This window comes from Pseudomonas sp. L5B5 (assembly GCF_020520285.1).
Lineage (GTDB): Bacteria > Pseudomonadota > Gammaproteobacteria > Pseudomonadales > Pseudomonadaceae > Aquipseudomonas.
In genome coordinates this window covers 4,355,626-4,379,436 of sequence record NZ_CP084742.1, presented here as the reverse complement: position 1 = coordinate 4,379,436, position 23,811 = coordinate 4,355,626, and the positions used below count along the sequence as shown (strand labels likewise).

Here is a 23,811-nt window from a genome sequence, read left to right as displayed (position 1 = left end):
GTCAGTTTCCTGCGGCCTTGATCACGATGGCGGTGATGTTGTCCGGCGCGCCCCGGGTCAGGCCCAGGTGGATCAGGCTGCGCACCACATCGTTGGGCTCGCTGTGGCTGAGCACGTCACGCAATTCGAAATCCTCGGCAGTCTTGTTCAAACCGTCACTGCACAGCAGGAAGGTGTCGCCGGCCAGTACCTGCAGGTCGACCTGGGACAGCTCCAGCTGGGCCTCGACGCCGATGGCCCGCGTGACGATGTTGGCCCGTGGGTGGACCCGTGCCTCGGCCTCGCTGAGCAGGCCGCTGTCCTGCAGGTCCTGGACGTAGCTGTGGTCCCGGGAAATGCTTTCCAGCTGTTCGTCGCGCAACCGGTACAGGCGACTGTCACCGGCCCACAGGCAGGCTGCCTGGTCGCCGCGCACCGCCAGCAGGACCACGGTGCTGCCCATCATCGTCACCCCACGATTGGCGGTTTCCTCGCGAACCGCGGCGTTCACCGCTGCCAGGCCGTTGCGCAGCGCGGCAACGTACTGCTCCAGGTTGTCACCGGCCGGCACCGTCCGCAGGCTGTCGACGATCAGGCTGCTGACGTAATCCCCGGCAGCGTGCCCCCCCATGCCATCGGCCACCAGCCACAGGCCGGTTTCCGGCGCTTCGAGCCAGGCATCTTCATTGATTTTCCGCACCATGCCGACATGGCTGTAGCTGGCGGACTGGTAGGACAGTTGTGGCGCTGAACGCATTTAGACGGCACCCTCTTGCCCGAGCAGAAATTGCCCAAAATCATTGGCCGGCGGCAGACCCTGGCAACGCAGCAACATCGGGCTGATGTACTGCGAACCGCGCCCCCACCAGACACTCGCCCCGTCCAGGGCCTGGGCAGCGAGTACCGCGCTCCGGGCCTGTGGGTCATTGACATAGAACCGCTGCAGGCCGGCGAACTGGCTGCCTTCGGCACGCAGTGCCGTAACAGGCGCGCCGAGGGCCTGCAAACCCTCCTCCAGGGCCTCGAAGCTGGCACCTTCGTCGAGGGTCGCCAGGAGCAACTGCTCCACTTGCTCGAACCACAGGTCCGGGCCACCCACCAGGCAGGCCAGGTCTTCACCCGGCTCCAGCAGCGCCGCCACGGTCAGGGGGAAATAGCGCCCGACCCGGTCGATGCTCGGCATCACCACCCCAATCGCCGCCTGGGGTCCGCACACGCCCGGGGCCAGGGCGAAGCGCCACAGCGGGCTGACCAGGTAGGCGTTGAGCCAGTGCTCGCCCATGGCGTTCTGGCTGGCCAGCAGCCCCGCTGCCAACCAGCTGTCCCAGGGACCGATGAAGCTCTGCGGCAGGCCACGGCTGACGAAGTCGCCACGGCTGGCCAGCTTGCCGTACAGGCCGGGCGCCGTCATAGCCGCTCCGGCAGGCTGAAGCCGCTGAGCACCCGGCTCTTGAACGGGTTGAAGGCACTGCTGGCCCGCAACTCATAGGAAATGCTCGCGCCGTCCACCCGCAGCCGCAGGTTGAAGCGATCCGGCGAGTTGGTGGCGGTCAGGTCCGATTGCTCCAGCAGGCGGAACCAGGCCCACGGGCCATCCAGGGTGATCCCCGAACGCCCACTGGCCGACGGCGGCATGATCGACAAGCGCACCACGCCAATGCTCCCCGGGTTCGGCCACTGCATGGCCACCGGCCGGCTCGGGCCGTGGTCATAGCTCAGTTGCTGGCCGTCGAGGTCGAGGAGGAACTGGCTGATATTGGCGTCCATCTCCACCGGCTTGAGCTCGAAACGCACGGCTGGCTGGGTGCCGCCGCTGGAGCGGAAGAACGCATCGCGAATGTTCGAGGCCCGCTGGAAGGTCTGCAGCACTCCAGGGGATATCCCCAGCTTCTGCGCCGCTCCCGGCTGCCAGCTCCAGGTGGTGGTGGAGGTGTTGACGTAAGGCTGCAGGTACTTGCGGAAGTAGCTGTCCATCACCCCGCCCGCACCGAAGAACTGGCCGAAGTCTTCCAGGGTCGCGTCCCGCGAGCTGCCCGGCGACATCGGGTAGCGGCCGCTCAGGGACTGGCGATAGACATTCACCACCTCGCTGACCCAGGCCGCGTTCAGTTGATTGCGAACCCCGCCCATCATGGTGTTGGTGGTGGAACCGACCACCGACTTCACCAGCCCCTGCACCAGCGGCGGCTGGCGTGCGGCCGTCAGGCTGACCCGTGCCGCCGCGGCGCTGGCCTGGTTCTTGGCCTCGCCCAGCAAGGCATCGCCGCTGGCGCCGACCATGGCACTGACCTGCACGTACAGGGCGTTCATGTCCGCCAGCAGCCCATCGATGGCCGCCGGCTCACCCTCGCCCTTGCTCACCAGGCTGATCAGGTCGGCGAAATGCAGGCTCACCGGGTCTTCGTTGGCCACGGCCGCCGGACCCGCCGTCTGCTCCTGGCCCAACAGCGAACCCAGGCGCTGCTTGAGCTGGTCGACCCCGCCCTCGACCTTCTGGCCCTGGGCTGCCAACAGGCGCTCTTCCTGCTGCAGGTCGGTTTCCTTGGACACGGCCACCAGCAGCTTCTTCAAGGGCGAGCTGGGGCCGGAGATGATCCGCAGCACATCCGCGGCCTGGGCCACGCTGGTGATCGGCACGAAGTCGATGTCCGCCAGCAGGGCGTCCCACTGGCGCAGGTAGTCCTGGAAGTACAAGCGGCGCACGTCGGCCGCCAGGCTGACGACATTCTGCTGCTCGGCCTGGTCGCGGCCCAGTACCCACTGCTCCTCGGCCAGGGTACCGGCCTGGTTGACGCTGGCCAGCAGGAAGCCCTCGCGATAGCCCTTGGCGGTGAACAGGCCGCTCAGCGGCTCGCTCAACGGCTTGCCACTCTTGCGGGTGAACACCAGCGCCGCATCGCGGCCCCCGGCTTCGCTCAGGCGAAAGTCCGGCACGCCGGCCGGCAGCTTGGCGCGCTTGACTCGGTCGTAGACTCGCTGGGCCACCGGCAGTTGTTGCAGTTGGCGGCGCAGGTCATCGATCAGGCGCTGGTCCAGGCGGGCATTGGGCGGATGCTTCTCGAACAGCGCCTGCAAATGCCCGGTCAGGGCCTGGCGCTGGTCGGGCGGCAGCTCGCGGGACAGGGTCTGGTCCCAGTCCAGGGTGATCCAGGCCTTGATGAAATCGGCGTCGTAGTGCTCGTTGTCCGCCAGCATCAGATAGGCCTTGAGCCCCTCGTAGAGGAAGTCCGAGTTGCCGCCGCTGTGCAACTGCTCCTCGATGCGAGTCATCAGGCGCGGGGCGAACACCGCCACCAGCAGCTTGCGATAGACACTGGCGGATTCGGCTTCGAGCATGTCGCCCTGGTACAGGCCCAGGCCCTCGGCCCAGCCCGGTGCATCGCCGGCCAGGTTGCGGGTCGCGTTGAGCAGCGGCAGCACCGCCAGCACATCGCGCTGGGCCGGGCTGAGGTTCTGCACGCTCTGGCGCACTGGCGCCACGCGCTGGTCGACCTGGGCGATGTAGTTCTGGTTGGCCCGGTAGCTGACGATCCACAGGGTGCCGACCACCAGCACCAGGGCCACGGTGGCCGCCAGGGCGCCGCGAGCGATCCATTTGCGCCGCCGCTCGACCTTGGGGTTGACCCCCACCAGGCCGCGCTCGGCAAAGGCCACGGCGCTGAACAGTTTCTCGATGAAGTAGCTGCGCCCGGTGCCGGTCTGGCGCGCCAGATGCTGGCGGTCCAGGTTCATGCTCTGGGCCATGGCGCCGATCAGCCGGTCGATGGGACTGCCTTCCTGGGTACCACTGGTGAAGTACACCCCGCGCAGCAGCACCCGCTCCTCGAAGGCATTGGGCTTGAACACGCCCTCGAGGAAACTCTGCAACGACTCCTTGAGCGCTGCGAACTGCTGCGGGAAGCCGTAGATCAGGTCGCGCCGCGCCGGGTCGCGTTCCTGTTGCAGGCGCTCCACCAGCCGCTCGTTGAGGCGCTGTTCCAGGGCCGCCAGTTCCGCCGGCAGGTGGGCCAGGGGGCTGTCGTTGCTCTTGCCGTCGTCCAGGGCGAAGGTCATGCCCCAGACCTGGGCCCGCTCTTCCTTGCTCAGGGAGTCGAAGAACTCCATGAACCCCGGCACGAGGTCGAGCTTGGTCAGCATCAGGTAGATCGGGAAGCGCACGCCCAGCTGGGTGTACAGCTCCTGGATGCGCAGGCGGATCGCCGCCGCATGGGCCGCCCGCTCCGCCTCGCTGCCCAGCAGCAGGTCGGACAGGCTGATGGCCACGAAGGCGCCATCGATGGGCCGCCGCGAACGCTGGGTCTTGAGCAGGTCGAGAAAGCCCAGCCAGGCGGCCTTGTCGACATTGGCGTGGCTGTCCTGGGTGGTGTAGCGGCCGGCGGTGTCCAGCAGCACGGCCTGGTCGGTGAACCACCAGTCGCAGTTGCGGGTACCACCGACGCCACGCACGGCGCCGGCGCCCAGCTGCGCTGCCAGCGGGAAGTGCAGGCCGGAGTTGACCAGCGCAGTGGTCTTGCCCGAACCCGGCGGACCGATGATCACGTACCACGGCAGTTCATAGAGGTTGCGCCGCTCGTCACCGCCTAGCTTGGCCTTCTTGAGCAGCACCAGGGCTTCGTCCATGCGCTGGCGCAGGGCGGCCAGCTCTTCGGCAGTGGCCAGGCTGTCCGGGTCCGGCGGGATGTCGGCCGCCAGGCTCTGCAACACCTTGGCCGCATGCCGGCGGGCCTGGATGATGCGAAACACCCGGTAGGCGATCCACACCGCGAAAATGAAAATGATCAGGGCCCAGCGCCGGCCTTCCGGCACCAGGAACTCCAGCAGCGGGCCGATGAACCAGATGATCAGGCTCAGGGCGATCAGGCCCAGCAGCGGGATCACCCAGCGAATCACAAAACTGAAAAACGCCTTCACTCGACCCCCTCCGCCAATACGCTGATTTCTACCCGACGATTGCGCGCCCGCCCTTCGGCGGTGGCATTGGTTGCCAGCGGCTCGGTGTCGCTGCGGCCTTCGGCGCTGAAGCGCGCGGGCTGTCCGGTCTTCGCCACGAGGATCTCCAGCACCGACTCGGCGCGGGCCTGGGACAGCTTCCAGTTGGACGGGAACCGCAAGGTGGCGATCGGCCGGTTGTCGCTGTGACCGGTGATCCGCACCTGGCCCTTGACCTTGCGCACGGCGTCGGCGATGCGCAGCATCAGCGGCTGGTAGTCGTCGCGGATGCTGGCACTGGCCGAGGCGAACAGCTCGTCGCCGCGGATGGTCACCACCGAGCGATCAGCAGTGTCTTCCACCGCCACTCGCCCAGCACGGATATCGTCGGCCAGGAACCCCGCCAGGCGTGGACGTTCCACCACCTTTGGCTGGATCACCGGGCGGTCCAGGGTCTGCACCGGGATCTCGCCCAGGGCATGGATGTTCTTGAACACCGGCTCGGCATCCGCCGCCAGCTTCAGGCGCAGGCCGAACAGCAGCGCCAGCAGCAGCGCGACACCGATGGCGATGCCGACCCAGGGCGGCATGAACTGGGCCAGGCGATCCCGGGCCACGGTCACGCCGCGCCAGTGCGGCGAAAGCTCGCGCTCATGCTCGCCGCGGGCACTGCGGATGGTCGCAGCCGTGCGCTCGCGCAGGGCCTCGAGCTGGCTGCGCCCGTCGATCATCACCCGATAGCGGCCTTCGAAGCCCAGGCACATGCACAGGTACAGGAGTTCCAGCAGGTACAGGCGCTCGCGCGGACTCTGCAGGCAGTGTTCCAGCAGCTGGAAGACCTTCTCGCCACCCCAGGCTTCGTTGTGCACGGTGATCAACAAGCTCTGCTTGCCCCAGTCACTGGTGCTGCCCCAGGGCGTGCTCAGCACGGCCTCGTCCAGGGCGGTGCACAGCGCATAGCGAGCCAGCAGCACGTCATTGCGCGGCACGCCTGCGGCCTCGGCACGTTCCTCGAACTGGCGCAGGTAGGCCAGCAACTGCGCCCGCAGGCTGGCCGGCGCCGGGTGCGCCAGGGTGCTGCGCAGGCGAGTGAGCAGCGCCAGCAACGGGCCGGCGGCGCTCTCCAGGGGGTTCAGGCCCCGGGCCTGGCCGGCCGCCAGCGGCGCCGATGGCATCGCCAGGGACGGTGCCGGCGCAGGTGCCGGGCGACCAGGCTCGGGCGCGCGACCACCGGGGCGCGGCATGAATTGGGTACGGTCGTTGGGCGGGGACGGCTGCCCTGCCGAATCGTCGAACGGATGCATCGCGACTTATCCTCGAATGGCCCAGAAGGCCAGGTTCAACCCCGGGAATTCCCCGGCAACGTGGAACGCAAAGCCACCGGAATGAGCCAGCTGCTTCCAGTGCTCGCTGCCGCGATCGAGTTCGTAGTACGTGGAGCCTGCGTGGTACGGCAACTGGCGTGGCGCCACCGGCAGCGGCAACAGGCCGATGCCCGGCAGCTGCAAGTTGACCAGGTCGCGAATGTGCTCCACCGAACCGACCTTGCTCTGCTGGGCAAAGCGCCCGCGCAGGGTCTCGCCCGGCACGTCGGCGCGCACCACCAGGATGAAACTGGCGTTGTCCAGCAAGGTACGGTCGGCCAGCATCGCCACGTGCACACCGTAGGCCTTCTCGACGATCGGAATCGGTGTCGCCTTGCTGTCGATCAGCATCGACAGGGCTTCGCGCAGCGCCTGCATCACCGGGGCGTAACTGAACGCCAGCTCGTCATGCTGGTACTGCGGATACTCCGCCGGGCGCCGGTTGCTGCTGGAGAAGGTGGAAAACTCGCCAGCCAGGCTCACCAGCTCGCTGTACAGGCGCTCCGGATGCAACGGGCTGATCTGGTTCAGGTGGCTGACCAGCGGCTGCGCGCGGTTCACCAGTTGCAGCAGCATGAAGTCGGCGATTTCCGAAGCGCCGCCTGCCCCCGAGGCCACCACGCGTCCGGCCAGGGCCTCGCCACGCTGGTGCAGCAGGCCCAGCAGCTCGCTGCGAAAGGCACTCAGCGGCTTGGAGGCCGCCACGTCCAGCAACGGCGGGATGTAGCTGTCGTCCAGCACCAGGGCACGGTCGGCGCGCTTTTCCTTGACCCGCACCACACCGACGGCGGCGTAGTCGTTGAGGCCATCCTGGGCCGTGAGCAGGCGCAACGCGCGGGAGCCCACGGCCACCGGCGCGCGGTTCTCGAAGGGCGCGTTGTCGTCACGTACCTCGCGGACCTGGCTCAGGTAGCGCGCGCCACCCAGCTCCTCGCCTTCATCCACGGTGTCGCGGGCGCCGGCGCGCTTGAGCGGCAGGGCCAGGTACACCAGGCCATCGCGCAGGTTGTCATCGATGCTCAGCGGGCTGGGCGCCAGGTCGTCATGGGGAATATTGAACGGCGTGCCGTCGGGCAACAGCCCGCGGGCGCTGATGATGGCCAGCTTGCCCTGGGCCAGCAGGCCCTGGTCGATGCGCAGCTCGGAGAACCCCCAGGCGCCGGCCGACAGCGGACGGTTGCGGGCGTCGATGAGGTTTTCCAGGTAACGGTCGTGCTGCTGGAAGTGCTGGGTTCCGATGAACATGCCTTCCGACCAGACCACTCGATTGTTCCAGGACATGGTTGCTCCGATTGCCTATTGGTCAGGGCTGGATGGGGACGCCGCGAGTTCGGCGCTGACCGCGCGCAGGTCGAGGCTGATCTGATATGCGTTGTTCAGGCGCGGCGCGGTGTTGACGCTGACCCGCCACAGGGCCCGGTCGATCTCGCGAAAACCCACCAGCAACCCGACCTGGCGGGTGGCCGGGTCCAGGGTGCGCTTGAGGGTGAACTGGTCGCCGGGCTGCACCAGCACTTCGTCCTGGTCGATCAGGTCGGGACCCAGGGTGGCCGCGGCCCGTTCCGCCAGGGCGAAGTAGTCGGCACGCATGAAGGCTGCCGGGTTCTTCAGCTCGAAGATCCGCACCCGCACCGGCGTGCTGCTGCCATCAGGGCTGGGGTTGAGCCCGGGCGTCGCCTGGAAGTGCAGCTCCACCGAGGTGGCGCCGGGTCCGTCCTTGGCCGGCTCGGCGGCGGGTGGCGGGGTGTCCTTGGCACAAGCCACCAGTACCAGCATGGCGACCAATGTCAGCAATCGTTGAATCATCCTGCGTCCTCAATGACGTATCAGCTGTCCGTGTATCCGTATGGGGTTCCAGGCGCGCTCAGGAGCGGCGCAGCCGGTGGGTATGTTCTTCGTAGGCGCGGCTGAACTCGCGGCCGAAGAGGTCCTGGAAATCATCCTGGGCCTCACGTGAAATCTGATTGTAGAGCGCGGTGAACTGCTGCCAGTTCTGCGCCTGGCGCGAGCCGCTGAAAAGATTGCCCAGGCCGCCTGGCTTGTTCATGCGGGCTTCCAGCTCGCCGGGCTCGAAACGCCCGAGCAGGTGCTTGATGGCCGCCTCCACGCCGGCCATGACCGCCAGCTGGTGGGCCCGCAGGTCGTCGAAACTGTCCTGCACCGCCTGGTCAGGGGCCATGAATGCCTGGTTGCTGTGACGCAACAGCAAGAGCATCGCCTCATCGACATTGGGGGCGAACTTCAGCGGGTTGTTCTCCACCGGGCGAATCATCGTCTGCTGCATGCGAAATTCGCCCTTGAGGCTGCTGCGGGCGCGCAGTACGTCGATCAGCCCCTCGACCATCAGGCGATAGCTGCGCCCCAGGTTTTCCATCTGTGCCTGGGCCTGTTGCGGGTCGATACGCAGGTGGTCGAGCCCGGCGCCACGCAGGAACGCCTGGAGCAAGTCTGTCTGTGGCGCAGGCTCGGCGGCGGGCGCACTGGCCACGGGCGTCACCGGGGCGACGGGCGCGACAGGTGCAACCGGCGCAGCGGCTTGCGGTTGCGGTTGCGGTTGCGGTTGCGGTTGCGGTTGCGGTTGCGGTTGCGGTTGCGCAGAGGGTGCGTCAAAACCCGCCAGGTCGGCGAACGGCGTCGCGACAGGCGGCACCCCTGGCGCGAACTCGGGCAGCGGCGCGGGTGCGGGGCGGGCCGGCGTCTCGCCGAACAGATCCCAATCCTCGGGGATCGTGGCCGCACCCTGGGGTGCCGGAGCAGGCGGTGCAACCTGGGGCACGGGTTGCGGGATGGCCGTCGGGGTCGGAGGACGGAAGTCGTGCTGTTCGGCCGGGACGTGATCGGGCTGAGTGGCCGGCGGAGTCGCGCTCGGGCTCAGGAAGTCGAAAAGGTCAGGAAAGGTGTCCTGGGCCGACGCGCCCTGGAAATGCGCCACCGGCGCCATGGAAATCGGCTCGATGGGCGCAGGCGCCGACGACTGGCGGCCCATCAGCGCTTCGAAACTGTTGGCATTGTCCCCGGCAAACGCCTCGACCTGGGAACGGCTTAGATTGAAATCGATTCGTGCACTGATCTCGTAATCGCCAATCCGGATAGTCTCGCCATCTTCCAGTAGCTCGCTGGTGCCTCGGCGCATGCGAATACCGGCGCGGACCAACTCCACACCATTAGTACTGTTATCGGTCAGATAATAGCGACCATCCTTGTATTGGATGACGCAGTGTCGCGCGGAGACTAAACGCTCGGGATCAGGAAGTACCCAGTCATTATCAGAACTACGGCCAATTGCCATCATGCCCTGGTCCATTAGTTTCTCAGGGCATTGACCGGGGGTAATCTTATGATAACTAGTGATAGTCAGACACAGCGACATCGCGCCTCCTTGCTGTACTTCCGCGTGCGAACCGGCGTCGGGAAAAAAGTTCCGTAAAAATATGAAAAGCCCGCAAAAAATCCCTTAAACCGCGCCGTTCACAGCATCATCGCTCAACTTAATCTACACAGATGACAAAAGCCTTTTTTTGCACCTCAATCTGACCCACCGGTCAAGGAGTCAATAAGGCGACATAACGCTGTCATGCAGGGCGAATAGCTTACCTTGACAAGGCACAACTACTACACCAAAAATGCACAACTTCTTGAACACGGATGATGGCTCACTAGTATCAACGAGTCCATATAAACCAAGAAATGTGCGCGAGTTCACAAACAAACTAGTGCATTAACTGCCTGACTGTCCTGCAGGCCGATAGGGAGATCAAACCAGGTGGATGTACCGATGTTGCTCACCGCGATTTCAGCAACTTCGCCATGCGGCGAAGACCTGGAATATGACGCGGATTTCTTGCACCTGGAGCGGTCTGCCCAAGGCCAGCCGGAGCGCAGCATGGGCGACTCGATCCTCCCGGCCGAGCCGCCGGAGTGGCGCAGCGTCCAGCAGCAAAGCCTGGACCTGCTGTCGCGCAGCAAAGACCTGCGCATCACTCACTTCCTGTTGCAGAGCACCCTGGCCCTCGAAGGCCTGCCAGGCCTGGCCACCAGCCTCGAACTGATCGACGGCCTGCTGCGCGACTACTGGGCAGACCTGCATCCACGCCTGGACGCCGACGACGACAACGACCCCACCGTGCGTATCAACGCCCTCGCCGGCCTGGCGTCCGATACCACCATCGGCCTGCTGCGCGAAGCCATGCTCACACGATCCCGGACCTTCGGCCCGGTCAGCCTGCGCGCCGCCCTGAACGCAGCCGGCCTGCAGCACTTTTCCGGCGAGAGCCTGGGCGCCGACCATCTGGCCGGCGCCTTGCAAGACAGCGACCCCTCGCACCTGGAAGCCATTCGCACTGCCTTGAGCAACGCTCGCTCGGCAGCCGAATCCATCGAGAAGCAAGTCAGCGAACAGGTCGGCTCCGCCAGCGGCGTGGACCTCAGCGCCCTCAAGCAGCCGCTGCGCCTGGCACTCCAGGTGCTGGGCCAGCACGCCCCGCAGGGCGCCGAAGCGCCTGCTGAAGCAGCAGCCCAGGACCCGGCCCAGGAAGGTTCCAGCGCGCCAGCGGCACAGCCCCAACCGCGCACTAGCACAGAGATCAGCAGCCGCGACGACGTGCTGCGCAGCCTCGACCGACTGCTGGCGTACTACAGCCGCCACGAGCCTTCGAGCCCGCTGCCGGTTTTGCTCAACCGGGCCAAGAACCTGGTCAACGCCGACTTCGCGGCCATCGTGCGTAATCTGATCCCCGATGGCATGTCCCAATTTGAAAACCTGCGCGGCCCCGAATCCGACTAATCCCGGGCGGACCGATCAGTAACGTCAACGGCAATCACCGACCGACGCCAACACCGTCGCAGCAGCGACCAGGAGCACAACGTGGCGAAGCAAAGTTCTCAGAAGTTCATCGCGCGCAACCGCGCGCCCCGGGTACAGATCGAATACGACGTCGAGCTCTACGGCGCCGAGAAGAAGGTCCAGCTGCCCTTCGTCATGGGTGTCATGGCCGACCTGGCGGGCAAGCCTGCCGAGCCCCTGGCCCCGGTGGCCGACCGCAAGTTCCTGGAGATCGACGTCGATAACTTCGACTCGCGCCTCAAGGCCATGCAGCCGCGCGTGGCGTTCCATGTGCCCAACGAGCTGACCGGCGAAGGCAACCTGAGCCTGGACATCACCTTCGAGAGCATGGACGACTTCAGCCCTGCGGCGGTGGCGCGCAAGGTCGACTCGCTGAACCAGTTGCTGGAAGCCCGCACCCAGTTGGCCAACCTGCTGACCTACATGGACGGCAAGACCGGCGCTGAAGAAATCATCATGAAAGCCATCAAGGATCCGGCGTTGCTCCAGGCCCTGGCGAGTGCGCCAAAGCCTGTGGACTCCGAGCCGAACGCTTAATCAGGACCAACGATCATGACCGAATCGATGCGTGACAATCAGGCCCAGCCTGGCACCACCGAGCAAGCCAGCGAGTTCGCCTCGCTGCTGCTGCAAGAATTCAAGCCCAAGACCGAACGCGCCCGTGAAGCCGTGGAAACTGCGGTACGCACCCTGGCCGAGCAGGCCCTGGCGCAGACCGACCTGGTGTCCAACGATGCGATCAAGTCGATCGAGTCGATCATCGCCGCCATCGACGCCAAGCTCACCGCCCAGGTCAACCAGGTGATCCATCACCCGGAATTCCAGCAGCTGGAAAGCGCCTGGCGCGGCCTGCACTACCTGGTCAACAACACCGAGACCGACGAGCAACTGAAGATCCGCGTGCTCAACATCTCCAAGCCGGAGCTGCACAAGACCCTGAAGAAATTCAAGGGTACGGCCTGGGACCAGAGCCCGATGTTCAAGAAGATGTACGAAGAGGAATACGGCCAGTTCGGCGGCGAGCCTTACGGCTGCCTCGTGGGCGACTACTACTTCGACCAGTCGCCACCGGACGTCGAGTTGCTGGGCGAGCTGTCCAAGGTCTGTGCGGCCATGCACTCGCCGTTCATCTCCGCAGCATCGCCGACCGTGATGGGCATGGGCTCGTGGCAGGAACTGTCGAACCCGCGCGACCTGACCAAGATCTTCACCACTCCGGAGTACGCCGGCTGGCGCTCCCTGCGTGAATCGGAAGACTCGCGCTACATCGGCCTGACCATGCCGCGCTTCCTGGCGCGCCTGCCCTACGGTGCCAAGACCGATCCGGTGGAAGCCTTCGCCTTCGAGGAAAACACCGACGGCGCCGACAGCTCCAAGTACACCTGGGCCAACGCGGCCTACGCCATGGCGGTCAACATCAACCGCTCGTTCAAGCACTTCGGCTGGTGCTCGCGGATTCGCGGCGTGGAGTCCGGCGGCGAGGTGGAGAACCTCCCGGCCCACACCTTCCCCACCGACGACGGTGGCGTGGACATGAAGTGCCCGACCGAGATCGCCATCTCCGACCGTCGCGAGGCCGAACTGGCGAAGAACGGCTTCATGCCGCTGCTGCACAAGAAGAACACCGACTTCGCAGCCTTCATCGGTGCCCAGTCACTACAGAAACCGGCCGAGTACGACGATCCGGACGCCACCGCCAACGCCAACCTGGCGGCGCGCCTGCCGTACCTGTTCGCCACCTGCCGCTTCGCCCATTACCTGAAGTGCATCGTGCGCGACAAGATCGGCTCCTTCAAAGAGAAGGACGAGATGCAGCGCTGGCTGCAGGACTGGATCCTCAACTACGTCGACGGCGACCCGGCGCACTCCACCGAAACCACCAAGGCCCAGCACCCGCTGGCCGCGGCGGAGGTGGTGGTCGAGGAAGTCGAAGGCAACCCGGGTTACTACAACTCCAAGTTCTTCCTGCGCCCGCATTACCAGCTCGAAGGACTGACCGTTTCGCTGCGCCTGGTATCCAAGCTGCCATCGGCAAAAGGCGCCTGACCCAACCTGTAGCCACTGCCTGCTCTGCGGCAGTGGCGACAACGCTGAATAAACATCGTGGCCAATGCCACACAGGGAGAAAACATGGCTGTTGATATTTTCATCAAGATCGGTGACATCAAGGGCGAGTCCATGGACAAAGCCCACAAGGACGAGATCGACGTGCTGAACTGGAGCTGGGGCATGTCCCAGTCCGGCAACATGCACGTAGGCGGTGGCGGCGGCGCGGGCAAGGTCAACATCCAGGACCTGTCGCTGACCAAGTACGTCGACAAGGCATCGCCGAACCTGATGATGCACTGCTCCAGCGGCAAGCACATCGACAAGGTGCGCCTGACCGTGCGCAAGGCCGGCGGCGAGAGCCAGGTCGAGTACATGATCATCGACCTGGAAGAAGTGCTGATCACCTCGCTGAGCACCGGCGGTTCGGGCAGCGATGACCGCCTGACCGAGAACATCACCCTGAACTTCGCCCAGGTGATGGTCGAGTACCAGCCGCAGAAAGCCGACGGCACCAAGGACGGCGGTCCGATCAAGTACGGCTGGAACATCCGTTCGAACACCAAGCGCTGATCCGCTGCGGCCGCGTCGCAGGTGGCAAGCGCCCCGGGGTTCACCCCGGGTCGCGCCGCCTGCGGCAGCGGCCACAGGCTTGTGCGTTTGAGGCTGCATCCATTTACCTGACGTTCTGCCTGCGCAATCCGATCCTGGAGCGAACCCCTTGGTAACCGACATCGCCGCCCGCGATCGCTTGCAACCTTCCCTGCTGGATCGTCTGACCGACGACGACCCCGGCAACCTGAAAGAAAGCCCCGACAAACGCGTGTTGTCCCTGAGCCAGCTCAAGGCTTCGGTACTGCGCGACCTGGCCTGGCTGCTCAACACCACCTCATTGCTCGAAGCCGACGCTACCCTGCATACCCCCGCCGGCTCCTCGGTGGTCAACTACGGACTACCCGCCCTGGCTGGCTACAGCGCGTCGAGCATCGATATCCCGGCCCTGGAAAACCTGATCCACCAGGCCATCGCCACCTATGAACCGAGGATCCTGCGCAGCACCCTGAGGGTCCGCGCGCGCACTGCGCCCGGCGAGATGAACCACAACGCCCTGAGCTTCGAGATCGAAGGCGACCTGTGGGCCCAGCCGATGCCCCTGCGCCTGCTGCTGCAAACCGACATGGACCTGGAGTCCGGGCACGTCCGGGTGGTCCAGGGCGATTCCCGGAGGCGCTCATGAACCCGCGCCTGCTGGAGCTGTACAACCAGGAACTGCACCACGTGCGCGAAAGCGCCGCGGAGTTCGCCAAGGAATTCCCGAAGATCGCCAGCCGCCTGACCCTGTCGGGGATGGACTGCGCCGACCCCTATGTCGAGCGCCTGCTGGAAGGTTTCGCCTACCTGACTGCACGGGTGCAGCTCAAGCTCGACGCCGAGTACCCGACCTTCACCCACAACCTGCTGGAGATCGCCTACCCGCACTACCTGGCGCCGACCCCGTCGATGACCGTGGTGCAACTGCAGGCCGATCCCGACGAAGGCAGCCTGAGCAGCGGCTTCACCCTGGAGCGCGATACCAGCCTGCGTGCGGCACTGGGCCGCGACACCCAGACGTGCTGCGAGTACCGCACCGCCCACCCCGTGACCCTGTGGCCACTGAAAGTCAGCCAGGCTGAGTACTTCGGCAACCCGACAGCGGTGCTCGGACGCCTGGCCGCCAGCGAGCCCAAGGCCAAGGCCGGCCTGCGCCTGACCCTGCGCACCGGTGCCGAACTGCCCTTCAACAGCCTGGCCCTGGACGAGTTGCCGCTGTACCTGAACGGCAACGACGAGCTGCCGTTTCGCCTTTACGAACAGTTGCTGGGCAACGCCTGCGCGATCTTTGCCCGGGCCCCGGGCGGCGACTGGGTCGAGCGCCTGCCCCTGGACGCCCTGCGTTCGCGCGGTTTCGACGACCGCGATGCAGCGCTGCCCGTGGTGCCCCAGGCCTTCCAGGGCTACCGCCTGTTGCAGGAATACTTCGCCCTGCCCAACCGGTTCCTCTTCGTCGAGTTCACCCAGCTGGGCCGTGCGGTCCAGCGTTGCGCCGGTCAGGAACTGGAGCTGATCGTGCTGTTCGAGCGCTTCGAGCAAAGCCTGGAAGGCAGCGTCGGCACCCAGCAGTTCGTGCCCTTCTGCACCCCGGCGATCAACCTGTTCCCCAAGCGCCTGGACCGTATCCACCTGTCCGACCGGGTCAACGAGCACCACGTGATCGCCGACCGTACCCGGCCGATGGACTACGAGGTTCATTCGCTGAGCGCCCTGAGCGGCCACGGCACCGGGCCGGAACAGCCGTTCCTGCCGTTCTACGCGGTACGCGATCCCTCACGCTACGGCCGCGACCAGGCCTACTACATCCTGCGCCGCGAGCCACGCGTGCTGTCCAGCGACCAGCGACGCAACGGCCCGCGCTCGACCTACATCGGCAGCGAATCCTTCGTCAGCCTGGTGGACAGCCAGCAGGCGCCCTATCGCCATGACCTGCGCCAGCTCGGCGTCGGCGCCCTGTGCACCAACCGCGACCTGCCGCTGTTCATGAACGCAGGCAGCGGCAAGACCGACTTCACCCTGGCCGACAGTGCCCCGGTACAGGCCATCCGCTGCCTCGCCGGGCCGAGCCGGCCACGTCCCAGCCATGCCCACGACGGCAAGGCCTGGCGCCTGATCAGCCAGCTGTCGCTGAACTACCTGTCGTTGAGCGAACAGGGCCAGGGCGCGGCGGCCCTGCGCGAATTGCTGCGGCTGTATGGCGACAGCAATGACGCAGCCCTGCAATTGCAGATCGAAGGCCTGCGCGAGGTCAGCAGCAAGGCCGTGACCCGGCGCCTGCCGATGCCCGGGCCGATCGTCTTCGGCCGCGGCCTGGAGATCACCCTGGAGTTCGATGAAAACGCGTTCCGCGGCACCGGGGTGTTCCTGCTCGGCGCGGTGTTCGAACGCTTCCTGGCACGCTACGTGTCGATCAACAGTTTTACCGAGACGGTGATCCGTACCACCGAACGCGGCGAGATCATGCGATGGAAAGCCAAGCCCGGACGTCGTCCGACTCTTTGAATACGCTGGCGGCGATGCACGCCGAGCCCTGGGAGTACGACTTCTTCCAGGCCCTGCGGCGTATCGAATGCCTGTCGCCGCAACTGCCGCGCTTCGGTCACTCCCTGCGCCTGGCAGACGATCCCCTGCGCCTGGGACAACAGGCCGACTGCACCTTCGCTCCCGCGACGCTGGCCTCGATCACCCCGGGCAACGATGGCAGCAGCACCCGCCTGGAACAGTTCTTCTTCGGCCTGGGCGGCCCCAACGGGCCGATGCCGCTGCACTTCACCGAATACGTGCGCGAACGCCAGCGCAACAATGCCGACAGCACCAGCAAGCGTTTCCTGGATGTGTTCCACCATCGCCTGCTGAGCCTGTTCTACCGCGCCTGGGCCGAAGCCCGGCCGACCGTCAGCCACGACCGTCCAGACGACGACTACTGGTCGGCGCGCCTGGCGGCCTTGAGCGGCCGGGGCATGCCCAGCCTGCTCAAGCAGGGGCTGATACCCGACACCGCCAAGCTGCACTACAGCGGCCACCTGGCGGCCCAGACCCGCTACCCCGATGGCCTGCGGGCAATCATCGGCGAGTATTTCGGCCTGCCGGTGACCATCGAGGAATACGTCGGCCAGTGGCTGGAACTGCCCGAGCGCAGCCGGGTCGGCGTCCAGGCCCACCGGCTGGGCGTGGACTTCTGCCTGGGCAGCCATGTCTGGGACCGCCAGCACAAATTCCGCATCTGCCTCGGCCCGCTGAAGCTGGACGATTACCTGGGAATGCTGCCCGACGGCCAGCAGTTCAAGGAGCTGGTGGCCTGGGTCGCCGAATACCTGGGGCACGAACTGGACTGGGACCTGAACCTGGTCCTGCTCCAGGCCGAAGTCCCCAAGCTGCAGCTCAACGGCCGCCAGCGCCTGGGTTTCAACACCTGGCTCGGCCAACCCGGCAGCGATGCCAAGGACCTCATTCTGGCCCGGCACTACGCCGATCAGGCCACTACCTCACAAACACCAAGGAGCACAGAGCATGGGTGAAATCAGTCGCGCGGCGCTGTTCGGCAAACTCAACAGCGTTGCCTACAAAGCCATCGAAGCCGCCACGGTCTTCTGCAAGTTGCGGGGCAACCCCTATGTGGAACTGGCCCACTGGTTCCACCAGTTGCTGCAGCTGCAGGACTCGGACCTGCACCGCATCATCCGCCAGTTCAACCTGGAGCCGGCGCGCCTGGCCAAGGACCTGACCGAGGCCCTGGACCGCCTGCCCCGGGGCTCGACTTCGATCACCGACCTGTCGTCCCACGTCGAGGAAGCGGTAGAGCGCGGCTGGGTCTACGGCAGCCTGATGTTCGGCGAGAGCCAGGTCCGCACCGGCTACCTGGTGATCGGCATCCTCAAGACCCCGAGCCTGCGCCATGCGCTGCTGGGGCTGTCCAGGGAGTTCGACAAGATCAAGGTCGAGACCCTGGCCGAACGCTTCGACGAATACATCGGCGACTCGCCGGAAAACGCCCTGGCCGCCAGCGATGGCTTCAATGCCGGCGCGGTGCCTGGCGAGGCCAGCGGCGCCATGGCCCCCAGCGCCCTGGGCAAGCAGGAAGCCCTCAAGCGCTTCACCGTCGACCTCACCGAGCAGGCCCGCAACGGCAAGCTCGACCCCATCGTCGGCCGTGACGAAGAGATCCGCCAGCTGGTGGACATCCTCATGCGCCGCCGGCAGAACAACCCGATCCTCACCGGCGAAGCCGGGGTGGGCAAGACCGCGGTGGTCGAAGGTTTCGCCCTGCGCATCGTCGCCGGCGACGTCCCACCTGCGCTCAAGGACGTCGAACTGCGCAGCCTCGACGTCGGCCTGCTGCAGGCCGGCGCCAGCATGAAAGGCGAGTTCGAACAGCGCCTGCGCCAGGTCATCGAGGACGTCCAGGCCTCGCCCAAGCCGATCATCCTGTTCATCGACGAAGCCCACACCCTGGTAGGTGCCGGTGGCGCCGCCGGCACCGGCGACGCGGCCAATCTGCTCAAGCCGGCCCTGGCCCGCGGCACCCTGCGTACCGTGGCCGCCACCACCTGGGCCGAGTACAAGAAGCACATCGAGAAGGACCCGGCCCTGACCCGGCGCTTCCAGGTGGTGCAAGTGGCCGAGCCTTCGGAAGACAAGGCGCTGCTGATGATGCGCGGCGTGGCCTCGACCATGGAACAGCATCACCAGGTGCAGATCCTAGACGAGGCCCTGGAAGCGGCGGTCAAGCTGTCCCATCGCTACATTCCGGCGCGCCAGTTGCCGGACAAGTCGGTGAGCCTGCTGGACACCGCCTGCGCCCGGGTCGCCATCAGCCTGCATGCCGTGCCGGCCGAAGTGGATGACAGCCGTCGGCGCATCGAGGCCCTGGAAATCGAGCTGCAGATCATCGCCCGGGAACAGGCGATCGGCGTTGCCATCGGCCAGCGCCAGGTCAACAGCGAGAACCTGCTGGCCGCCGAGCGCGAACGCCTGGCCGAGCTGGAAAGCCGCTGGAGCGAGGAAAAGACCCTGGTGGATGAGCTGCTGGCCACCCGTGCCCAGCTGCGCGACAACGTGGGCGTGGTCGACAGCGACGCTGGCGACGACAGCCACGACCTGCGAGAGAAGCTGGTGGACTTGCAGCAGCGCCTGAGCACCCTGCAAGGCGAAAGCCCGCTGATCCTGCCGACCGTGGACTACCAGGCGGTGGCCTCGGTGGTTGCCGACTGGACCGGCATTCCGGTCGGACGCATGGCCCGCAACGAACTGGAAACCGTGCTCAACCTCGATCAGCACCTGAAGAAGCGCATCATCGGCCAGGACCACGCCCTGCAGATGATCGCCAAGCGCATCCAGACCTCCCGCGCGGGCCTGGACAACCCCAACAAGCCGATCGGCGTGTTCATGCTGGCCGGCACCTCCGGGGTCGGCAAGACCGAGACCGCCCTGGCCCTGGCCGAAGCCATGTACGGCGGTGAACAGAACGTCATCACCATCAACATGAGCGAGTTCCAGGAAGCCCACACCGTGTCCACCCTCAAGGGTGCCCCGCCCGGCTACGTCGGCTACGGCGAAGGCGGCGTGCTCACCGAAGCGGTGCGGCGCAAACCCTACAGCGTGGTGCTGCTGGACGAGGTGGAGAAAGCCCACCCGGACGTGCACGAGATGTTCTTCCAGGTGTTCGACAAGGGCGTCATGGAAGACGGCGAAGGGCGCATGATTGACTTCAAGAACACCCTGATCCTGCTCACCACCAACGCGGGCACCGAGCTGATCGCCAACGTCTGCAAGAACCCGCAGGACGTACCGGAGCCGGAAGAGATCGCCAAGGCCCTGCGCCAGCCGCTGCTGGAGATCTTCCCGCCGGCACTGCTGGGCCGCCTGGTGACCATCCCCTACTACCCGCTGAGCGACGAGATGCTCAAGGCCATCACCCGCCTGCAGCTGGGGCGGATCAAGAAGCGCGTGGAAAGCACCCACAAGGTGCCATTCGACTTCGACGATGCCGTCATCGACCTGATCGTCTCGCGCTGCACCGAAACCGAAAGCGGTGGCCGCATGATCGACGCCATCCTGACCAACAGCCTGCTGCCGGACATGAGCCGCGAGTTCCTCACGCGCATGCTCGAAGGCAAGGCCCTGGCCGGGGTGCGCATCAGCCAGCGGGACAACGAACTGCACTACGACTTCAGCGAGCAGGCCTGACCGCCGCGCACCCTGTAGCCGCTGCCGAAGGCTGCGTACGACCGCGAAGCGGTCGCGCGTTTCAGGTCCCGCAAGGCCCTTCGGGCCTTGTCGCAGCCTGCGGCAGCGGCTACAGGGGCAGCAGGTCGGCCCTTTCAGCATTCAACGAGACTGACGATGTTATTTCAGCAATCCACACGACTGGCACAGGTCAACTGCCCGCTGGGACCGGATGTCCTGTTGCTCAAGAACATGGGCGGCAGCGAGGAGCTGGGACGCCTGTTCGACTACCAGCTGCAACTGACCTCCAGCGATGCGGCCATCGACCTCAACCAGCTGCTGGGCAAGCCCATGGGCCTGAGCGTGCAGCTCGACGGCGGTGGCCAGCGGTATTTCCATGGCATCGTGGCCCGGTGCAGCCAGAACATCGACACCGGCCAGTTCGCCAGTTACCAAGTGACGCTGCGGCCCTGGCTGTGGCTGCTGAGCCGGACCTCCGATTGCCGGATTTTCCAGAACCTGAGCATTCCGCAGATCATCAAGCAGGTGTTTCGCGACCTGGGTTTCTCGGATTTCGAAGACGCGCTGAGCCGTCCCTATCGCGAGTGGGAATACTGCGTGCAGTACCGCGAGAGCAGCTTCGATTTCGTCAGCCGGTTGATGGAGCAGGAAGGCATCTACTACTTCTTCCGCCACGAGAAGGACCGCCACGTGCTGGTGCTCGCCGATGCCTACGGCGCCCACAGCAGCGTGCCCGGCTACGCTTCCGTTCCCTACTACCCGCGGGATGAACAACAACGCGAGCGCGACCACATTTTCGACTGGCACCTGGCCCAGGAAGTCCAGTCCGGTTCGCTGGAGCTCAACGACTACGACTTCCAGCGTCCCAGCGCGCGGATCGACGTGCGCTCGGCCATGCCGCGTCCGCACACCGCCGGCGACTATCCGTTGTATGACTACCCCGGCACCTATGTACAAAGCAGCGACGGCGAGCACTACGCCCAGACTCGCATCGAGGCGCTGCAGAGCCTGCACGAGCGTATCGAGCTCAGTGGCAATGCCCGGGGCCTGGGCGTGGGCAACCTGTTCAGCCTCAGCGGCTTCAGCCGCCAGGACCAGAACCGTGAATACCTGATCGTCGGCATCCGCTACTACCTGGTCCAGGAAAGCCTGGAGAGCGGCGCGGGCGGTGGTTCGGCGCAGTTCGAAAGCAACCTGACCTGCATCGATTCCCAGCAGAGCTTCCGCCCCCTGGCCAGCACCCACAAGCCCATGGTCCAGGGCCCGCAGACCGCGCGGGTGGTGGGGCCCTCCGGCGAGGAGATCTGGACCGACCAGTACGGCCGGGTCAAGGTGCACTTCCACTGGGACCGCCACGATCAGTCCAACGAAAACAGCTCCTGCTGGATTCGCGTGTCCCAGGCCTGGGCCGGCAAGAATTGGGGCTCGATGCAGATCCCGCGTATTGGCCAGGAAGTCATCGTCAGCTTCCTCGAGGGTGACCCCGACCGCCCGATCATCACCGGCCGGGTGTACAACGCCGAGCAGACCGTGCCCTACGACCTGCCGGCCAATGCTACCCAGAGCGGCATGAAAAGCCGCTCGAGCAAGGGTGGTTCGCCGGCGAACTTCAACGAAATCCGCATGGAGGACAAGAAGGGTGCCGAGCAGCTGTACATCCATGCCGAGCGCAACCAGGACATCGTGGTCGAGGTCAACGAGAGCCACTCGGTGGGCAACAACCGCAACAAGAGCATCGGCCACGACGAGTACGTGACCATCGGCAACAAGCGCACGCGCATCGTCAAGCACGTGGATGAACTGGCGGTGGGCCAGAAGAAGCTCGACAGCATCGGCCAGAGCTACGTGATCGAAGTCGGCCAGCGCCTGCGCCTGGTCTGCGGCGCGAGCATCCTGGAACTCAACGCCAGCGGCGAGATCAACCTGTGCGGGGTCAACATCAGCGTCCACGCCTCCAGCGACGCGCAGATCAATACCGGCGGCGTGCTGCACCTGAACAATGGCGGCGGCCCGGGCACCACCACCGAGGGCCAGGGCGTGCAAGCCACCATCGCCGCCAAGGTGAGTGCCGTCTTCCCTGCCGCCAAAGGCTGATGCAAGGCCCCACCGGGTCTGAGCTGACGCCTCGACGAACTGCAGTTCCAGCCACCGGACGGCGAACTGCAGGACGCTGCGCTCGACATTCTCAAATGCCCGGCGCCGGGCACTGCGCCGATTGTCAGCTGTGGCTTGCCGGCTTCAAGGGAGACTAGGGGCTGGGGCTCGACAGCGCCGAACGGCGCGTGATGCCCTGTCGAAACAATGCTGAGGAGCGACGCTCGTCGAGTCAGATCGCCGTACCGCGCTTCTTGCCCGGTTTGATGATCAGCAGATGGTCCAGCTCCTGCTTCCTGGCCCGGGTGACGAACTCCAACGCCGCCTGCAAGTTCTTCTCGAACAGTTCGAACGTCGTCCGGTCGATGGCGTAGTACTCCTCGTAATCGACCATGCCGTTGCTCACCGGAAAGGAGACGTAGTACTGGCCGGAGACTTCTTCGATGCCCATCGAGAACATCTCTTCACGGCTGACGAACAGATCGTTGAATTTCATAGTGGTCCTTAGAAGTTGAGGATTTTCCAGTCCAGGTCGCTGGTCTTGAGCCCCCCGGCATCGATCACGGCCTCGCTGGTACCCTCGGGCAGCTTACCACCGGGGATCCAGTCCGCATTGGCTCCCGCCTCGTTACCCGAGGGAACGCGCAGGTTGAGGTCCCGGGGGTTGGGCAGGTCGACACGCACCAGTTCGCCACCGGATTCGAAGAATTTCTCCGGCAGGCCCAGGGCATCCGCCAGCGCCTGCTTGTCGCCCTTGGTCCTGGCCAGGAGCTGGTCGATCTCGTGCCTGGGGGAAATGAACGAGGTGCCGTCCTTCTGGCCAATGCCGTACTTGTCCAGGTTGGCCTTGGTCATCAGGCGCGAGGCGCCCTTGTCGAATTTCGCCAGGTGCTGGGCAATGAAGCGCGGATTCAAATAGGTGGAAGGATCGGGGCGATCGTACTTGGGAATGGCAAGGATGTCCGCTTCGCTGAAACCCGCCTTGAACTGGGGCGCCTCGATGCTCTTCACCATCTTCGGGCTCAAGCCCAGCATCGCCATGCCAGCCACGCCCTGGAGCAGATCGCGATAACCAGGGCCCAGCCTGTCGCCCAACTGCCCGAGCAACTCCATGCCTCCCATCATGGCGCCGCCGATCACCACGAACCCGGCCAGCGCCGCAAGTCCGGCCATGGCCGCCACCACCAGGCCGGCCCCCAGCGCCACCAGCCCCAGGATCTCGAGCCCGGTATGCAGCCAGCCCTCGATATCCAGGACGAAGGCCACCTGCACCGTCGGCCCGCCAATGAAGGTGTTTTCGCTGCCGGTCTTGATATGGGCGCCGCAGACCATCTTGCTTTGCAGGCGCGCCGCCGGCTTGCCATTGATGGTGACCTTGACGCTGCCTTCGGCGATCAGCACCGGGAACGGCCAGATGGGATGGTTAAGCGGCAGGCCGCTGCACGAGGACGAGTGGTCCTGGCCGGCGCGCATGGCATTGCGCAGGTTGATGCGGACATTGAAGCTGCCTTCCACCAGCACCCCCGTGCTGGGCTCGGGCAGATTGAAGATGGTGCTCAGGCCCTTGACGATCTGGAACATCGACAAGCCGCCAGCGGCAATCGAACCCGCCATGATCGCCAGGGCCACGCCACCGGTGGCCACGGTGGCAGCCACTACCGCAGCACCGATCAAGGCACCGACAACGGCTCCTGCCACCATTGCCGCGACACCAAAACCATGGGCGATTTCATCGCCCAGGCGCGCGGCAGCCAACATCTCCATGGCCTGCTCTACCCA

General features: G+C 65.6%; 18 protein-coding genes. 9 read left to right on the top strand and 9 right to left on the bottom strand.

The features are described 5' to 3' along the window. Position 1 precedes the first annotated feature (1 nt). Genes LGQ10_RS19925 through tagH form a run of 7 tightly spaced genes read right to left on the bottom strand, consistent with a single transcriptional unit; the run spans position 2 to position 9,642 of the window. Entirely contained in the window at positions 2-736 is a 735-nt protein-coding gene (locus LGQ10_RS19925; RefSeq protein WP_058434548.1) for a PP2C family protein-serine/threonine phosphatase, read from the bottom strand. Then, entirely contained in the window at positions 737-1,390 is a 654-nt protein-coding gene (gene tagF / locus LGQ10_RS19920; protein WP_058434549.1) for a type VI secretion system-associated protein TagF, read from the bottom strand. Next, positions 1,387-4,890 (bottom strand): type VI secretion system membrane subunit TssM, encoded by a 3,504-nt coding sequence (gene tssM, locus LGQ10_RS19915; RefSeq protein WP_058434550.1) that lies wholly within the window; start codon positions 4,888-4,890, stop codon positions 1,387-1,389. The genes tagF and tssM overlap by 4 nt, the downstream gene beginning before the upstream one ends. Next, positions 4,887-6,212 carry a DotU family type VI secretion system protein gene (locus tag LGQ10_RS19910; RefSeq protein WP_226522970.1) on the bottom strand — a complete coding sequence of 442 codons (1,326 nt, stop codon included), beginning with the start codon at positions 6,210-6,212 and terminating at the stop codon, positions 4,887-4,889. The genes tssM and LGQ10_RS19910 overlap by 4 nt, the downstream gene beginning before the upstream one ends. A 6-nt stretch (positions 6,213-6,218) precedes the next feature. Further along, a complete protein-coding gene (gene tssK, locus LGQ10_RS19905) occupies positions 6,219-7,553 on the bottom strand; it encodes a type VI secretion system baseplate subunit TssK (RefSeq protein ID WP_226522969.1) in 1,335 nt (444 codons plus the stop codon). A 15-nt stretch (positions 7,554-7,568) separates the two neighbouring features. Continuing rightward, on the bottom strand, positions 7,569-8,078 hold the full coding sequence (gene tssJ, locus LGQ10_RS19900; RefSeq protein ID WP_226522968.1) for a type VI secretion system lipoprotein TssJ: 510 nt from the start codon (positions 8,076-8,078) through the stop codon (positions 7,569-7,571). 58 nt (positions 8,079-8,136) lie between these two features. Continuing rightward, the gene (tagH, locus tag LGQ10_RS19895; protein WP_226522967.1) at positions 8,137-9,642 is read right to left on the bottom strand and encodes a type VI secretion system-associated FHA domain protein TagH; all 1,506 of its coding nucleotides are present in this window, start codon (positions 9,640-9,642) and stop codon (positions 8,137-8,139) included. 393 nt (positions 9,643-10,035) lie between these two features. On the opposite strand from tagH, the gene tssA reads away from it, so the two are divergent. The 9 genes from tssA (at position 10,036) to LGQ10_RS19850 (ending at position 22,032) form a co-directional block, all read left to right on the top strand. After that, a complete protein-coding gene (tssA, locus tag LGQ10_RS19890) occupies positions 10,036-11,055 on the top strand; it encodes a type VI secretion system protein TssA (RefSeq protein WP_226522966.1) in 1,020 nt (339 codons plus the stop codon). A gap of 81 nt (positions 11,056-11,136) precedes the next feature. After that, on the top strand, positions 11,137-11,652 hold the full coding sequence (gene tssB, locus LGQ10_RS19885) for a type VI secretion system contractile sheath small subunit (RefSeq protein WP_058436126.1): 516 nt from the start codon (positions 11,137-11,139) through the stop codon (positions 11,650-11,652). A gap of 15 nt (positions 11,653-11,667) precedes the next feature. Beyond that, the gene (tssC, locus tag LGQ10_RS19880; RefSeq protein WP_226522965.1) at positions 11,668-13,161 is read left to right on the top strand and encodes a type VI secretion system contractile sheath large subunit; all 1,494 of its coding nucleotides are present in this window, start codon (positions 11,668-11,670) and stop codon (positions 13,159-13,161) included. 84 nt (positions 13,162-13,245) lie between these two features. Next, the gene (locus tag LGQ10_RS19875; protein ID WP_011064257.1) at positions 13,246-13,734 is read left to right on the top strand and encodes an Hcp family type VI secretion system effector; all 489 of its coding nucleotides are present in this window, start codon (positions 13,246-13,248) and stop codon (positions 13,732-13,734) included. 148 nt (positions 13,735-13,882) lie between these two features. Then, entirely contained in the window at positions 13,883-14,398 is a 516-nt protein-coding gene (gene tssE, locus LGQ10_RS19870) for a type VI secretion system baseplate subunit TssE (RefSeq protein ID WP_226522964.1), read from the top strand. After that, complete coding sequence (gene tssF / locus LGQ10_RS19865; protein WP_058434499.1) at positions 14,395-16,254, top strand: type VI secretion system baseplate subunit TssF; 1,860 nt, start codon at positions 14,395-14,397, stop codon at positions 16,252-16,254. The genes tssE and tssF overlap by 4 nt, the downstream gene beginning before the upstream one ends. Then, positions 16,218-17,270, top strand: coding sequence for a type VI secretion system baseplate subunit TssG (gene tssG, locus LGQ10_RS19860; RefSeq protein ID WP_058434500.1), 1,053 nt, complete (start codon positions 16,218-16,220; stop codon positions 17,268-17,270). Before tssF ends, tssG begins: the two co-directional genes overlap by 37 nt. Beyond that, positions 17,263-19,938: a type VI secretion system ATPase TssH gene (gene tssH, locus LGQ10_RS19855; protein WP_226522963.1), complete on the top strand. Its 2,676-nt coding sequence runs from the start codon at positions 17,263-17,265 to the stop codon at positions 19,936-19,938. The genes tssG and tssH overlap by 8 nt, the downstream gene beginning before the upstream one ends. Positions 19,939-20,094: 156 nt before the next feature. After that, the gene (locus tag LGQ10_RS19850; RefSeq protein ID WP_226522962.1) at positions 20,095-22,032 is read left to right on the top strand and encodes a type VI secretion system Vgr family protein; all 1,938 of its coding nucleotides are present in this window, start codon (positions 20,095-20,097) and stop codon (positions 22,030-22,032) included. A 232-nt stretch (positions 22,033-22,264) separates the two neighbouring features. Here LGQ10_RS19850 and LGQ10_RS19845 read toward each other — a convergent pair whose 3' ends face one another. Both LGQ10_RS19845 and LGQ10_RS19840 read right to left on the bottom strand, forming a co-directional pair. Further along, positions 22,265-22,528: a hypothetical protein gene (locus tag LGQ10_RS19845; protein ID WP_058436904.1), complete on the bottom strand. Its 264-nt coding sequence runs from the start codon at positions 22,526-22,528 to the stop codon at positions 22,265-22,267. 8 nt (positions 22,529-22,536) lie between these two features. Then, positions 22,537-23,796, bottom strand: a complete 1,260-nt coding sequence (locus LGQ10_RS19840) for a PAAR domain-containing protein (protein ID WP_058436905.1) — start codon at positions 23,794-23,796, stop codon at positions 22,537-22,539. Positions 23,797-23,811 lie beyond the last annotated feature (15 nt).